Source organism: Anoxybacillus dikiliensis, from assembly GCF_050613275.1.
Lineage (GTDB): Bacteria > Bacillota > Bacilli > Bacillales > Anoxybacillaceae > Anoxybacillus.
On record NZ_CP187112.1, the window covers coordinates 1972306 to 1988109 of the forward strand.

The window sequence follows — 15804 nt, forward strand, 5'->3', positions numbered from 1 at the left end:
ACCGATTGGTCGTTTAATTACGACCGAACAGTCACACTTTCACTATAATTCAATTTTTGTTTATTTGCAACTAATAATGTGCGATAAGAAAAGCGCAAAGCGCCCCCATTTCGCCTAAAGGCAGCCCGCGTCCTGCGGGCAACGGCGAAATGTCGCCATCCTTGGCTCCGCGAAGAGCGCACAAGCCCCACCGAGGAGAGCTCGAACCAAGCGATCGCTTGGTTCTGCGTGGGTAACATCACTGAAGTGTCTCAATGTGTCGCCGCCGAAAGAAGGGGCGGAGCGACTCGAGCCGATGGCGCTTGGAGCTAGACATCAATTTATAAAAAAAACGCAAAGGATTTCCCCTTGCGCTTATTGTTGATCAACACGTTGGATCGGGATGTCTTTTAATAATTGTTGCACGACATGTGCCGCCATAATGAGACCAGCGACAGATGGAACGAACGCATTCGATGACGGCGGCATTTTCGCTTTACGAATTGTCGCTTCATCGTTTCCTACTTCTTTTCGCACATCTTCGCGAATGACGATTGGACTTTCATCTGAAAAAACAACCGTGATGCCTTTTTTAATTCCTTCTTTTCGCAATTTTGTACGAATGACTTTCGCAATCGGATCCGTATGCGTTTTTGAAATGTCAGCGATGCGAAAACGGGTCGGGTCCATTTTATTTGCCGCACCCATGCTCGAGATGATCGGAATGTTGCGTTCTAAACATTGTTTCATTAAATGAATTTTATATGAAATCGTATCCGATGCATCGATGACATAGTCAATGTCATACGAAAAAATTTGTTCATACGTCTCTTCTGTATAAAACATTTTTAGCGCAATCACTTCGCACGCTGGGTTAATGTCAGCAATCCGCTCTTTCATCACTTCCACTTTCGGGCGTCCAACAGTTGATAACAACGCATGAATTTGGCGATTGACATTTGTAATGTCAATATCGTCTTTGTCAATTAAAATGAGGCGCCCGACGCCTGAGCGAGCTAGCGCTTCTACTGCGAACGATCCGACACCGCCAATACCGAGAACGGCGACTGTACTTTCGCTTAATCGTTTCAACCCTTCTTTCCCGATTGCTAATTCGTTACGAGAAAATTGATGTAACATGTTGTTCCTCCCATATGTAAGTATTTCAATCGGATATACATGCATTATGGCACAAAAAAAGCCCCAACGTAAAGCATGTTCTTTACGTTAAGGCTTTATTCGTTTTTGTTTCTTAAGTCCCAATCGTGCCGTCGCTGATGGCCTTTGTTTTGAACCCGCTCTCTCACAGGTGGGTGCCCTGTTTCAGGCTTATGTACGTCCTCTCTATGTAAATGAGGCATGTACGCCACCTGAAAACCCGAGCTCCCGTATCACACATTGTTCGGTCAAAACAATAGGTGATACGACAAACACATCAGGACTTCATGTTACCTGTATGTTAGCACACTTTAAATGGTTTTGCAACGTCACAAATTTAGTCTACTTTTTGAACGTCTTTGACGCGCAGATGCAGTTCGTCTAGTTGTGCTTCGCTTACTGCGCTTGGCGCTTCTGTTAGCAAGCAGCTTGCGCTTGCCGTTTTCGGGAAGGCAATCGTATCGCGTAAGTTGGAACGACCCGCAAGCAACATAACAAGTCGGTCCAATCCGAGCGCAATACCGCCATGCGGAGGAGTGCCGTATTCAAACGCCTCAAGCAAAAACCCAAACTGTTCGCGCGCTTGTTCTTCAGTAAAGCCAAGCGTCTTAAACATTTTTTCTTGTATGTCGCGTTCAAAAATACGGAGCGATCCTCCACCTAACTCATACCCGTTTAACACAAGATCGTATGCCTGTGCACGGACGCTTGCTGGATCTGTTTCAAATTTCGGCACATCTTCGCGTACAGGCATTGTAAACGGATGATGCGCTGCATAGTAACGACCTTCTTCCTCATCGTATTCAAAAAGCGGCCAATCTGTAATCCATAAGAAATGAAACGCGGATTCGTCAATCAACTTCAAATCTTTACCTAATTTTAAACGCAACGCGCCAAGCGAGTCTGCAACGACAGATTTTTTATCCGCTACAAATAACAGCAAATCGCCAATTTCTGCTTCAAGCGTTTGCATCATTTGTTTTTGCTCGTCTTCGTTAAAAAATTTCGCAATCGGCCCTTTTAATCCATCCTCTTCCACTTTCAACCATGCTAACCCTTTTGCCCCGTAGCGAGCCACATATTCCGTCAACGCATCAATATCTTTGCGCGAATATTTATCCGCAGCTCCTTTCACGTTGATCGCTTTCACTTGTCCGCCATTTTGTACTGCGCTAGCGAACACTTTAAAGCCGCAATCTTTCACTTGCTCAGATAAATCGACAAGCTCAAGTCCAAAACGTGTATCTGGTTTATCTGAGCCGTAGCGCGCAATCGCTTCATCGTATGACATGCGCGGAAATGGAGTAGGAATGTCGATCCCTTTTGCGATTTTCATGACGCGTGCCATCATCCGTTCAATCATGGCTAAAATATCATCTTGGCTCATAAACGATGTTTCGATGTCGACTTGTGTAAATTCCGGTTGGCGATCGGCACGTAAATCTTCATCGCGGAAACAGCGAGCAATTTGATAGTACCGTTCAAAACCGGCTACCATTAATAATTGTTTAAAAATTTGAGGTGATTGCGGTAACGCGTAAAACTCCCCTGGATGGACGCGGCTCGGCACTAAATAGTCACGTGCTCCTTCTGGCGTGCTTTTCGTTAAAATTGGCGTTTCTACCTCTAAAAAGCCTTCTTCATCTAAAAAGTCGCGAATCGCCTTCGTCACTTGATGACGCAATCGAAACGTTTGAAACATGACAGGGCGACGTAAGTCCAAATAACGATATTTTAAACGAACATCTTCCGATACGTCTGTTTTATCTGAAATTGGAAACGGCGGCGTTTTTGCTTCACTTAAAATCGTGACGTGCGTCGCATGCACTTCGACTGTTCCTGTCGGTAAATTCGGATTGACTTGTCCTTCCTCGCGCTGAACGACTTTTCCTTCTACGTCTAACACGTATTCGCTACGAATCGTCTCCGCTACTTGTAACGCTTCTTTCGATACATCTGGACTAAATACAATTTGAACGATGCCTGTTCGATCGCGCAAATCAATGAAAATAAGTCCTCCTAAATCGCGACGTTTTTGCACCCATCCTTTTAAACGAACCGTTTGACCAATCGCTTGATCCGTTACTTCTCCACAATAATGCGTCCTTCCAAACATCGTTTCCCCTCCTATTGCAATGCGTTTTTCATATGTGAAATAAATGTATGAAGCGATACTTCTTGCTGTTCTCCTGTTGCCATATGTTTGACGTTAATGACTCCTTTTTGAAGTTCATCTTCCCCTAAAATAGCAACGTACGTCGCATGTAAACGATCGGCTGCTTTCAGCTGTGCTTTCACTTTCCGATCTTGATAATCTTTTTCTGCAGCAATTCCTTCTTGACGAAGGGCAGCAACGAGAGCAACCGCCTCTTCTTTCGCTTGTTCCCCTAACGCAACAACGTAACAGTCGATTCCTTCTGAAATTGGTAGCGAAATACTTTCTGCTTCTAATGCCGCAAGCAAGCGTTCAATGCTTAAAGCAAATCCGATACCTGGCGTTTCAGGTCCGCCAATTTCTTGAACAAGACCGTTGTAGCGGCCGCCTCCACATAACGTCGTAATTGCACCAAATCCTTCCGCCTCGCTCATAATTTCAAACGCAGTATGATTGTAATAATCTAAACCGCGCACAAGCCGCGGGTCGACTTCAAATGCGATGCCAAGCTTTCGTAAATACATTTGCACTTTTTCAAAATATGTGCGCGACTGTTCATTTAAGTAATCAAGAATAGACGGGGCCGTGCGCATCAGTTCGTGATTACGGTCTTTTTTACAGTCTAAAATGCGCATCGGATTTTTATGTAACCGCGCTTGGCAATCATCGCAAAACTCGTGAATGCGATGTTGGAAATGATCAATTAACGCTTGTCTGTGCGCCTTTCTACTTTCGATGTCACCTAAACTATTGATGACAAGTTTCAGCTTTTTCAGTCCGAGTGTGCGATATATATCCATCGCTAAAGCAATGACTTCGGCATCAATGGCCGGATCGTTGCTCCCGAGCGCTTCGACACCAAATTGAACGAACTGACGAAAACGACCTGCTTGCGGACGTTCATAACGAAACATCGGACCCATGTAATAAAGTTTTACCGGCTGATTTGGATATCCGTACATTTTATTTTCAACAAATGAACGGACGACCGCTGCCGTTCCTTCTGGACGAAGCGTCAAACTGCGACCGCCACGATCTTCAAATGTGTACATTTCTTTTTGAACAATATCGGTCGTATCGCCGACACCGCGTAAAAATAGTTCTGTATGTTCAAAAATAGGGGTGCGAATTTCTTGGTAATTATAACGACGACAAAGCTCGCGCGCAACTCGTTCAATATACTGCCATTTCGCTGCTTGTTCTGGCAATATATCTTGCGTCCCGCGCGGAATTTGAAATGACATATATTTCCCTCCTTTAGTTTTTGTGCAAATAAAAATCTCCCACCCCTAATAAATTAGGGACGAGAGACGAATTCCCGTGGTGCCACCCTAGTTGAAGCGCATGCTTCCACTTTTATCCGATAACGCCCGGAAAGCGTTCTCTCCTACTAACGATTGCGCGTTCAAAGAGAAACCTACGGAGTGTTCGTTCGTTAAGTCATCATGGAGAAATGCTTCCAGCCTACGGCATTTCCTCTCTGGCCATGTGTACTCTTAACTACTTTTCTCCATCATCGGCGAAATGTTGAATTTTCTTTTTATATTACGTACGAACAAACCATTTGTCAAGATGACCGTTATTTTCCGAAATAGCGAACCAATCCGTTACAAATCGCCTCTGTCACGGCTTGTTGATATGTTGGTGACACAACGAACATCTCTTCACTCGGATTGCTTAAATAGCCAAGCTCTAGCAACACGGAAGGACGGCTATTTTCGCGCAACACATGATAGTTTCCGACACGAACCCCGCGCTGTTGAATGCCTGTTAATCGACTGAGGGGATCAAAAAGCGCATCCGCAAGCGAACGGTCAATTTGCTTATAGTAATATACTGTTAAACCGCTAGCGGAACGGTTTAAAGCGCTATCGTAATGGATGCTAACGAACGCGTCGGCTTTATTTTTTCCAGCTATTTGTACTCGCTCACTTAACGATAAAAACCGATCGTTTTCGCGCGTTAAAATGACGTAAGCGCCCGTTTGTTTTAGCTTTTCACCTAGCAACAATGCGGTTTGTAACGTTAACATTTTTTCGATCGTTCCATTCACACCTGTTGTACCGTAATCTTTTCCGCCATGTCCGGCATCAATGACAATCGTTTTTCCTACGAGCGTTTTCGGTTGGGAAGGAGACGGTTGGTTACTTACTTGAACGACCCATTCTGCTACATACCCAATCGTTTGATCATCAACTTGGATAACATACCATTGCCCTTCTTTACGAATGACCGAAAACTGATCGCCACGCTTTGCTTTTGCAACGGCAGGCGATTGCGTAGAAGGAGCAGAACGAATATTTGTATTGTCGTATAACATTTGAACGTATGTATGTTGTTCATTGGGTTGTTCATTGGGTTGTTCGTTATTTTGCTCATTTTGCTCAACATTCGCTACATATGACCGATGCACCCAGCCTTCTTTTCCGTCCCAACGTACGTACACCCACTCCCCTTGGGCAATCGTTGCCGTTCCTTTTTCGTTGCGATTGACATACCCGATGACCGCAAAAGTCGTACCCGGACCTTTTCGAATTCGCAAACCGTCGACTTGACAGACGACAGGTTGTTGTATTTGTTTTTTCGTTTCATTCGTTTCATTTTGTATTTGAACATATTTCCCATGCACCCAGCCAGTTCGGTTCGATGCGAGCCGAATTTGCAGCCATTCGCCTCGCTTTTGGACGACAGCATATTGCTTTCCTTTTGCTACTTTTTCTTGCACGGCAAACGTCAATCCTGGACCGGTGCGGACGTTCAATCGGTCAACAACGATGCGCACATTCATTGCTGCTGATGCTGTTTGAACGATCAGCAACAAACAACAAAAAATGAACAATGACGCGATAAGCGATTTTTTCATGTTGCAAATCCCCCTACGTTGTCAATAGTCGCTACTTTATTTCTTCATAAACAAAAAAAATCCTTCTTTGAATGGAAAGGTAGAAAAATTGGGAATAATACGAACGACTTTGACACGAAAGGAGATTTGTCATGCGCCATAGTGAAAAAGGAGAGTTTATCCATTCACAATCCCCGCTTATGCACGTTGATTTTCACTCATTTATTCAAAAAGAAAACGAACTGACATCGTTTGAACTCGCTTCTGAATTCGGGCTTACTCTTCGCGACGTACAAAAACTAAAGAAACATTTAGCGCGGGGATAAAAAAACCGAGCTCGTCCATATGCGAGCGCGGTTTTTTATTTACTTTCGACAATGAGTGTCACCGGTCCGACGTTCGTTAACGTCACATCCATCATCGCTCCGAAAACGCCTGTTTCCACACGAATCCCTTTTTGACGCAATTGCTCATTCAATGCTTCATATATTTGTTTCGCATGTTCCGGTTTTGCCGCATCCATAAAATTTGGTCTTCGTCCTTTCCGACAGTCCCCGTACAGCGTGAATTGCGAGATGGATAAAATTGACCCACCAACATCTAAAAGCGACACGTTCATTTTTCCATGCTCATCTTCAAATATGCGCAAATGGGCAATTTTGTCTGCAACAAACGCCGCATCTTCCTCTGTATCATCATGAGTAATACCAACTAGCAACACAAGCCCAAAATCAATTTTTCCAACGACTTCGCCAGCTACTGTGACTTTTGCATCCTTTGCGCGCTGAACGACAACTCTCATTCCGACAACCCTTTCTAGTTCATAATCCGTCTTACTGAATAAATATCTGGAATTTGTTTAATGCGCTCAACAACTTTTTGTAAATGGCTTACGTTATGAATAAAAATCGTCATATGAATCGTCGCCATTTTATTTCGATGATCTGTTCTTCCAGATACAGCCGAAATATTCGTTTTTGTTTCATTTACAGCTTGCAATACTTCATTAAGCAAGCCACGCCGATCGTAACCAGTAATTTCGATATCGACTGTATATTCTCGTTGACAATTTGCACTGCTCTCCCATTGAACAGGAATGAGCCGCTCTTTTGCTTCTTCTGCAAGTACATTCGGACAATCCGCACGATGCACGGAAACGCCACGACCTTTTGTAATAAAACCGATAATTTCATCGCCCGGAACCGGATTGCAACAGCGCGACAAACGAATAAGCAAATTGTCCACACCTTCGACGCATACGCCAAAATCGCGCTTTTTCATCGGTGCAATCGTTTTTGCTTCTTGTAGCATGTCCGACAGGCGTTTCGCTTGCTCTTCTAAGTCGCGTTGTTTGCGCCATTTTTCTGTTAAGCGATGAGCCACTTGAGCCGCGGTAATGCCGTTATAGCCAACAGCGGCATACATGTCTTCTTCGCTGGCGAAATTAAATTTTTCCGCAACACGTTTCGTGTTTTCCGCAGTAAGCACTTCTTTTACGTCAAAGCCCATGTTGCGAATTTCTTTTTCAACGAGCTCTTTCCCCTTTTCAACGTTTTCTTCGCGACGTTGCTTTTTGAAAAATTGTCGAATTTTATTTTTCGCATGCGATGTTTGTGCGATTTTCAACCAGTCTTGACTTGGACCGTATGAATGGTTAGACGTTAAAATTTCAACGATATCTCCCGTTTGAAGCGGATGATCGAGCGGCACCATTTTTCCGTTTACTTTCGCCCCGATCGTTTTGTTTCCGATTTCTGAATGAATGCGGTATGCAAAATCAATCGGCACCGAACCAGCTGGAAGTTCAATGACATCGCCTTTTGGTGTAAAAACGAACACCATGTCAGAAAATAAATCCATCTTCAACGTCTCTACAAATTCTTCGGCGTTGTTCGTTTCGTTTTGCCATTCGACAATTTCGCGAAACCATGATAGTTTTTCTTCAAACGTATTTGGACGAATCGTCTTTCCCTCTTTGTATGCCCAGTGGGCAGCAATTCCAAATTCCGCAATATGATGCATCTCAAACGTCCGAATTTGCACTTCAAGCGGCTCGCCTTTCGGACCGACAACCGTCGTATGAAGCGATTGATACATATTCGGCTTCGGCATGGCAATATAATCTTTAAAGCGCCCCGGCATCGGCTTCCAACATGTATGAATAATGCCAAGAACCGCATAACAGTCTTTAATGCTTTCAACGATAATGCGCACAGCAAGCAAATCATAAATTTCGTTAAATTGTTTATTTTGCAAAATCATTTTTCGGTAAATGCTATAAATATGTTTCGGACGTCCAGAAATTTCTGCCTGAATGCCGACTTCGTTCAACCGTTCACGCATTTCTCGAATGACTTCTTCTAAATATTGCTCACGTTCCGCACGCTTCTTTTTCATCAAGTTGACAATCCGATAATATTGTTGCGGATTTAAATAGCGGAGCGCTGTATCTTCGAGCTCCCATTTAATTTTTGAAATTCCGAGACGATGCGCAAGCGGTGCGAAAATTTCCAACGTCTCATTGGCGATACGGCGCTGCTTCTCTAACGGCAAATGTTTTAACGTGCGCATATTGTGCAAACGGTCCGCTAACTTAATTAAAATCACCCGTATATCTTGCGCCATTGCTAAAAACATTTTTCGATGGTTTTCCGCTTGTTGTTCTTCATGTGATTTGTATTTAATTTTTCCAAGCTTCGTCACGCCATCAACGAGCATCGCTACTTCTTTGCCAAATTCTTTTTCTAAATCTTCCTTCGTCACAGCTGTATCTTCAACAACATCATGTAAAAATCCCGCTGCAATCGTTGCAGGATCCATTTCCAAATCGACTAAAATACCCGCCACTTGAATCGGATGAATAATGTACGGTTCTCCAGACTTCCGATATTGCTCACGATGCGCTTCTTTCGCAAACTCATATGCCCGTTCGATAAACTGTATGTCGTCTTTCGACAAATAACGGCTCGCCTTTTCAATGACTTGTTCCGCCGTTAATACTTGTTCATTTGCCATGCAATCACCTTTTTTATTTTAAACGTATTGACAATATTATCATGAAAATTTTTTTAAATGTAAAGAGCAACGATGTGAAAAAGAGGAGCGTTTTGCCCCTCCTTCCTTAAAATTGCATTAGCGTTAAAATATCGTATCCTTTTAACTTCTCGCGACCTTCTAAGTACGTTAATTCAATTAAAAACGCAATACCTGCGACGACACCGCCAAGTTGTTCCACGAGCTTAATCGTTGCTTCAATCGTTCCACCTGTCGCTAATAAATCGTCTGTAATGAGAACGCGTTGCCCTGGCTTAATCGCGTCTTTATGCATCGTTAATACGTCCTTGCCGTACTCTAAGCCATATTCCACGCGAATGACTTCGCGAGGTAATTTCCCTTCTTTCCGAACAGGAACAAATCCAACACCGAGCGCGTAAGCAACCGGACAACCGATAATAAATCCGCGCGCCTCTGGCCCGACGACGACATCAATTTTCTTTTCTCGCGCATATTCAACGATTTGATCTGTCGCGTATTTATATACTTCTCCTTTATCCATAATCGTTGTAATATCTTTAAATTGAATACCTGGTTTTGGGAAATCAGGAACAATCGTGACGTATTGTTTTAAATCCATTGACTTTTTCCTCCTCATACAGTGAATCAAACCAACGTTTTAGTTGGGCATAAGATGAATATAAAAACATATGTTCAAGCTCCGCTTGCGCTTGTTTCAGCCGATAAGACGGCGATTCCGTTAAATCCCGCTTTTGTACATCACGTGCTAAGGAAACGATCCCGTTTTCGACTGTAATGAAGCCAAGCTCTCTAAACACTTGAATCATAAACAAAATCGTTTCTTTCGTCCAACCGCGCGAGCGAGCTAAATCGTCTGCGTAACGCCGCACATCAAACGGACTACGCTTATGCAAAAAAGAATACAGCCACTTAAAATGTTCGCGCGTTGGCAACACGCTGAAGAAGTGACTCTCCCTTTGATAGAATAACGCATAAATGCGTTCAGGTAAACTACAACTTAATAAAACTTTAACGATTTGTTGCGATGGAGGTAAGTCAAGAAGGACGACATACTTTCCACTCACATCAATCTCCGCTTCTTGTTCGCCTTGCACATAAACAATTTCATTAGCATAGGCGGACAATTGCAACGCATCTGCCGTGTCGCGATGAAAAGCAATAAATAACCGCTTTTCTTTCGGAAGCGATGCCATGAACTTGCTTGGATGACGAATATGACGGACATCAAACAGCTGCCACTCATTTACAGCTATATCTTGAATCATTAATTGCGGTTTGCGAAAGTTATTCCATTCGTTAATAGACAGCTCTCCCACGACCGAAAGACGGGCGTTCGGTGCAATTTCATCGCCAATATGTCCAAAGCCAAATCCGATCGCTTCTAACGTTTTTCCATCTTCAACTAACAACAGCTTCAAATGACTTTGATCTGTTCCAATTTTTCGTAACGTATCAAGCTGCACATGTTCGAGAAGAACACGCGGTTTCGGATTCCCCATGCCAAACGGTGCAAGCCGATTCATTTGTTCAATTAATTCAAGTGAAACGTCCGAGATCGAACAGCATACATCGACATGCGTGACGGGAATGAAATGTTCAGGAGTTAGCTGTTGCTTCGCTGCCTCGTTTAGACGGTGACGTAATTCATGTACATCATGTAAAGAAAGCGTCATCCCTGCAGCCATCGGATGTCCACCAAAATGCGGTAAAATGTCGCGGCAGTTTGACAAATTGGCAAATAAATCGAACCCCTCAATGCTGCGCGCTGATCCTTTCGCAACTCCCTTTTCTTGATCTATACTTAAAACGATCGTCGGGCGGTAAAATCGTTCCACTAATCGCGAAGCAACAATGCCAATGACGCCGACATTCCATCCTTCTTTCGCTACAACTAACACGCGGTCGTCGGCATAATGTTGTTCAACGAGTTGAATCGCTTCTTCTGTTATGTCGTTTACGAGTTGTTGACGCTCGCGATTCATCATATCAATTTGTTCAGCGAGCATGTCCGCCTCATGCACATCTGTCGTCAACAACAATTGAACAGCTGGATCGGCACAATCGAGGCGGCCAGCTGCATTGATGCGCGGGCCAATCATAAACGCGATCGTATCTTCTGTCACCGCCGTATGAGATACGCCACATTGTTTACAAAGCGCCTGTAAGCCAAGGCGGTTCGTTTGCCGAAATTGTTCAATGCCTAACCGAGCAAATAAGTGATTTTCATCTTGAAGCGGAACGAGATCGGCAATCGTCCCGATCGCAACAATGTCAAGCCACTCATATGGCACGCGCCCGATAAGCGCATGAGCGAGTTTAAATGCTACACCGACGCCGGCTAAATGCTTAAACGGATAATTTGGACTAATTTTCGGATGGATCGTCGCATACGATTCAGGAAGCACAGGACCCGGTTCATGGTGATCGGTAATAATTAAATCGATGCCAAGCTGTTTTGCTACGTTCGCTTCATGCAAAGCGGAAATGCCTGTATCGACTGTAATAATTAGCGAGACACCTTGTTCTTTCGCAAGCCGAAACGCTTGTTCATTCGGGCCGTACCCTTCTAAAAAGCGGTTCGGAATGTAAAAGGAAACATTCGCTCCTTTTTCCCGTAACGCACTTACCATCACAACTGTGCTACTTACCCCATCGGCATCGTAATCACCGAAAACGAGAATATGTTCACCGTTTGTAATCGCTTTCTCTATTCGCTCAACCGCTTTTTCCATATCGTTTAACAAAAATGGTGAGTGAAACGATTGCTTTTGCTCAAAAAAAGAACGAGCGGCTTCAACGGTATCATAGCCGCGGCTAACAAGCAATGTAGCAACGAGCGGAGCTATATGTAACGCTTGCGCAATCATTTGCACTTGTCGTTCGTTTACTTGTTTTATGTTCCAGCGGGTTTTCGATGCTAACATGTCATTCACCCCTCAACCTTTTTATTATACAAAACAATAGGCTAAGGGGCAATTTATTCATCGTATGGATTAATATGCACCATCACATTATGCACTTGTGGAAATGACAATAACTTTTCTTTCACTTTTTTTCCAATATCATGTGCTTCCAAAACCGTTAAGTGTGGCGACACGGCAATTTTTAAGTCAACAACAACATAATGACCATGTTGACGAGCATAAAGCGAATCAATGCGCTTTACTTCTGAAAATGACAAAACAGCTTCGCGCAAGTTTATCGTTTCTTCCTCATGCCACACATGGTCAAGCGCATGATGAATTGACTCTGCTCCTAACTTCCACGCCATTTTTAAAACGAGAAGCGAAACAAATAGCCCAGCAACAGGGTCGGCGTAAATAAGCCAACGAATGTCGATATTTTGTCCAACGATGGCAGCGACGATGCCGATGAGGGCAGCGAGCGATGAAAAAACGTCTGAACGATGTTCGTAGGCGTTCACGATAATGGCATCGCTTTTAATTTTTTTTCCTAATGCATACTTGTAACGAAACATCGCCTCTTTCACGACGATCGATAAAACGACCGCATATACAGCTATCATTTTCGGCGGTTCAATCGGATGAAAAAATGAAGAAAAAGAAGATGTTCCAATTTCTATTCCGACGAGAAAAAGCAAAACCGCGACAATAATAGCAGCAATTGACTCCGCTTTCCCATGTCCGTACGGGTGATCCTCATCAGGAGGTTGTTTGGCTGCACGCAAGCCAATCCATACGGCAAATGATCCGGCCACGTCAGATGCAGAATGTACCGCATCAGCAATAAGTGCCTTACTGTTTGCGATCATTCCGATCCACCCTTTAATTACCGCCAGAATAATGTTGCCGACAACGCCAACTATAGCGGCAAATTGAGCCTGTTGAAAGCGCGTTTGTTCATTCACCCCATTCGCTTCCTTTCTCTTTTGTTTTTTTTAGTGTATCCTATTCACTCCATGAAAAAACGTCGCGGCATGCGCCACGACGTTTATACTTCTGGTTCTGCTTCCCATTGTTCGCGTTTTTGTTTTCCTTTTTTCAATTGTTTCGATTTCCAAATGAGCCATAATTGTGCTGCGATAAAAAGCGAAGAATATGTGCCGGAAATTAAGCCAGCAAGCAACGCAAATGAGAAATTGCGAATCGCTTCACTGCCGAACAATAAAAGGGCGACAACGGTAAACACAACGGTTAATACCGTATTTAAAGAGCGACCAAATGTTTGTTGTAATGCTTTGTTGACGACATCTTTTAAATCATCCACCGTTTTTACTGTCCGCTTTTTCATTAAATAACGAATGCGGTCAAACGTCACGATAGTATCATTAATTGAATAACCGACGATCGTTAATACAGCGGCAATAAACGTTAAATCGACCTCTAAACGCGTCAAACTAAAGAAAGCGATAATGAAAAACGCATCGTGCAACAGCGCAACAATGGCCGCAATCGCCATATACATTTCAAAGCGAACGGTAACGTAAATAATGATCCCAATTGACGCAATGAGTACAGAAATAAACGCATTGCGCGCTAGTTCTTTTCCGACCGTTGGCGATACCGTGCTTACGTTTGGCTCGATGCCATATGTTTCTTTAAAATGGGATTTTAACTGTGAAATTTCTTTTTGGTCAAGTACACCGAGAAAACGTACAATCGCCATCTCGTTGTTATTGCCTGACAGAACGACATCTTTCGGCTTAAGACGTAATTCACTTAATTCCTGCTTCACTTCTTCTGTTGTGAGCGGTTTTTCACTCATTAAATCGACACGAGTTCCGCTTGAAAAATCAATGCCTAAATTTAATTTAGCGGTCAACAGTAACGCAAGTCCAATAACGACCATCGCTCCTGAAATCATGAAAAATAGTTTGCTTCGTTTCACAAAATCGAGACGTGCAAATTTTGTCGGAACATCTGTATCATCTGTTACTTTTGCAATATCTAATATATCTTTCGAATTGACGCCAAAATAATGCGGTTTTTTATCGAATAAGCGGCTTTTCACGAGCAAGCCGAGCAATAGACGAGTACCATATACTGCTGTAATAAAGCTTGCTAAAATGCTAATGATGAGCATCGTTGCAAATCCTTTTACCGAACTCGTCCCGTATACAAACAAGACAACGCCAGCAATGATCGTTGTAATGTTCGCGTCTAAAATCGTGCCGAAAGAACCACGATTTCCGATGCGGTACGCTGACATAAGCGATTTTCCAAGCTTTAACTCATCTTTTATTCGCTCGTATGTAATAATGTTTGCATCGACTGCCATCCCAACCCCAAGAATGAGTGCAGCAATTCCCGGTAACGTTAGCACACCGTTCATCCAATCAAAGACGAGTAAAATAAGGTAAATATATACGCTTAAAGTGACGACTGCAACAATCCCAGGCAAGCGATAAAACAAGATCATAAATAAAAAGACGAGCGCAATACCAATGATTCCTGCAAAAATCGTTTTTTGTAATGCTTGCTCTCCAAACTGTGCACCTACCGATGTTGAATAAATTTCTTTTAATTCCACAGGAAGCGCGCCCGCATTTAATAAATCCGCTAATTGTTTCGCTTCTTCAACGGTAAAGTTTCCAACGATAGAAACGTCCGTCTGGTTGAACACTTCATTGACTTGGGCCGCCGAAATAAATTTCGGATGCTCTTTTCCTACCTCTTTTGCGTATGAGTCAACGCCTTCCTCAAAATCAAGCCAAATAACGAGCACATTATTTGGTGCCATGCTTAATACTTTTTGTGTCACTTCTTTAAACTTGTTTGCATCTTTTAATCGAATCGCCACACTTGGCTTTCCTTTATCATCAAACGTTTGTTTTGCGCCTCCTTCAACGAGGTCGCTTCCATCCATCAATACGTTATCATGTACGTCGCGAAACGTTAATTTCGCCTCTGTAGATAAAATTTCGCGCGCTTTATTTTGATCTTTCACCCCTGCTAACTGAACGCGAATGCGATCGTTTCCTTCTACATCAATGCGCGGTTCACTTACTCCAAGCACGTTAATGCGTTTATTTAATGCGCTTACCGTGCTAAGCAATACATCTTTCGTAATTTTTTCTCCTTCTTTTGTCGGCTTCACTTCGTATAAAATTTCAAAACCACCTTGCAAGTCTAAGCCGAGTTTAATATTTTTGACAATTTTCTCTGCTGTCGTTCCCATCATGCCGCCTAATAAAACGACAAGAAGGAAAAAAGCAATGATGCGACTACGTTTTACCATAAAAATCCTCCTCGATTCTGGACATACCAGAATTTTTACCAACAAAACAAATTATGAATGACAGTACACTTTCTGTCAATTTCCAAATGAAAGATTAAAACAACTGTTCTAATTCTGAAAGACCTTCTTCCGTAAACCAACGGTCGTGCTTTTGCTCTTTTGTCATAATATAGGCCATATAATCCGTTGCACGTAATGATAACACATCGTTCACAAGCTCAAATAACCGCTTCTCCTCATTATTTTTTTTCCATTTTTTCACCATTAAACAATTCCATACATCTTCAATCGTCGCGTGTTCGTAGCCGAGCAGCTTTAACTCATCTACTTTACACTGTAAAGCTGGCATTAATTGTTCCCGATTCACGGTCATCTCCCCCATTTTGTCATGCTTGGCCAACATATGCATATATTTCATTGTATAAAAGATGACCTC

Annotated in this window: 12 protein-coding genes, 1 other RNA gene and 1 other annotated feature; of the genes, 1 reads left to right on the forward strand and 12 read right to left on the reverse strand. The window is 43.0% G+C overall.

The window, feature by feature from the left end:
* Window positions 1-354: 354 nt before the first annotated feature.
* The 5 genes from ACPF7I_RS10450 to ACPF7I_RS10470 all read right to left on the reverse strand — a co-directional run bounded on the left by ACPF7I_RS10450 (window position 355) and on the right by ACPF7I_RS10470 (window position 6155).
* Entirely contained in the window at window positions 355-1119 is a 765-nt protein-coding gene (locus ACPF7I_RS10450) for a tRNA threonylcarbamoyladenosine dehydratase (RefSeq protein WP_181520546.1), read from the reverse strand.
* 112 nt (window positions 1120-1231) lie between these two features.
* A non-coding RNA gene (gene ssrS / locus ACPF7I_RS10455) (6S RNA) lies at window positions 1232-1424 on the reverse strand.
* 50 nt (window positions 1425-1474) lie between these two features.
* Window positions 1475-3253, reverse strand: a complete 1779-nt coding sequence (aspS, locus tag ACPF7I_RS10460) for an aspartate--tRNA ligase (protein WP_430743381.1) — start codon at window positions 3251-3253, stop codon at window positions 1475-1477.
* An 11-nt stretch (window positions 3254-3264) separates the two neighbouring features.
* Window positions 3265-4536: a histidine--tRNA ligase gene (gene hisS, locus ACPF7I_RS10465; protein WP_430743380.1), complete on the reverse strand. Its 1272-nt coding sequence runs from the start codon at window positions 4534-4536 to the stop codon at window positions 3265-3267.
* Between the two features lie 52 nt (window positions 4537-4588).
* Window positions 4589-4818 (reverse strand) — a binding site (T-box leader).
* 53 nt (window positions 4819-4871) lie between these two features.
* Window positions 4872-6155 carry an N-acetylmuramoyl-L-alanine amidase gene (locus ACPF7I_RS10470; RefSeq protein ID WP_430743379.1) on the reverse strand — a complete coding sequence of 428 codons (1284 nt, stop codon included), beginning with the start codon at window positions 6153-6155 and terminating at the stop codon, window positions 4872-4874.
* A gap of 131 nt (window positions 6156-6286) precedes the next feature.
* Between ACPF7I_RS10470 and ACPF7I_RS10475 the strand changes: the two genes are divergently transcribed.
* Window positions 6287-6460 carry a hypothetical protein gene (locus ACPF7I_RS10475; protein ID WP_009361696.1) on the forward strand — a complete coding sequence of 58 codons (174 nt, stop codon included), beginning with the start codon at window positions 6287-6289 and terminating at the stop codon, window positions 6458-6460.
* A gap of 35 nt (window positions 6461-6495) precedes the next feature.
* Here the strand turns inward: ACPF7I_RS10475 and dtd are convergent, their stop codons facing one another.
* The 7 genes from dtd to ACPF7I_RS10510 all read right to left on the reverse strand — a co-directional run bounded on the left by dtd (window position 6496) and on the right by ACPF7I_RS10510 (window position 15735).
* Window positions 6496-6936, reverse strand: coding sequence for a D-aminoacyl-tRNA deacylase (dtd, locus tag ACPF7I_RS10480; protein ID WP_430743378.1), 441 nt, complete (start codon window positions 6934-6936; stop codon window positions 6496-6498).
* A gap of 14 nt (window positions 6937-6950) precedes the next feature.
* The gene (locus ACPF7I_RS10485; protein ID WP_430743377.1) at window positions 6951-9149 is read right to left on the reverse strand and encodes a RelA/SpoT family protein; all 2199 of its coding nucleotides are present in this window, start codon (window positions 9147-9149) and stop codon (window positions 6951-6953) included.
* A 106-nt stretch (window positions 9150-9255) separates the two neighbouring features.
* Entirely contained in the window at window positions 9256-9768 is a 513-nt protein-coding gene (locus ACPF7I_RS10490) for an adenine phosphoribosyltransferase (protein WP_430743376.1), read from the reverse strand.
* On the reverse strand, window positions 9734-12094 hold the full coding sequence (gene recJ / locus ACPF7I_RS10495; protein WP_430743375.1) for a single-stranded-DNA-specific exonuclease RecJ: 2361 nt from the start codon (window positions 12092-12094) through the stop codon (window positions 9734-9736). Before recJ ends, ACPF7I_RS10490 begins: the two co-directional genes overlap by 35 nt.
* 53 nt (window positions 12095-12147) lie before the next feature.
* On the reverse strand, window positions 12148-13038 hold the full coding sequence (locus ACPF7I_RS10500; protein WP_430743374.1) for a cation diffusion facilitator family transporter: 891 nt from the start codon (window positions 13036-13038) through the stop codon (window positions 12148-12150).
* Between the two features lie 83 nt (window positions 13039-13121).
* Window positions 13122-15368 (reverse strand): protein translocase subunit SecDF, encoded by a 2247-nt coding sequence (gene secDF, locus ACPF7I_RS10505; protein ID WP_430743373.1) that lies wholly within the window; start codon window positions 15366-15368, stop codon window positions 13122-13124.
* A gap of 94 nt (window positions 15369-15462) precedes the next feature.
* Window positions 15463-15735: a post-transcriptional regulator gene (locus ACPF7I_RS10510; RefSeq protein WP_430743372.1), complete on the reverse strand. Its 273-nt coding sequence runs from the start codon at window positions 15733-15735 to the stop codon at window positions 15463-15465.
* Between the last annotated feature and the right edge of the window lie 69 nt (window positions 15736-15804).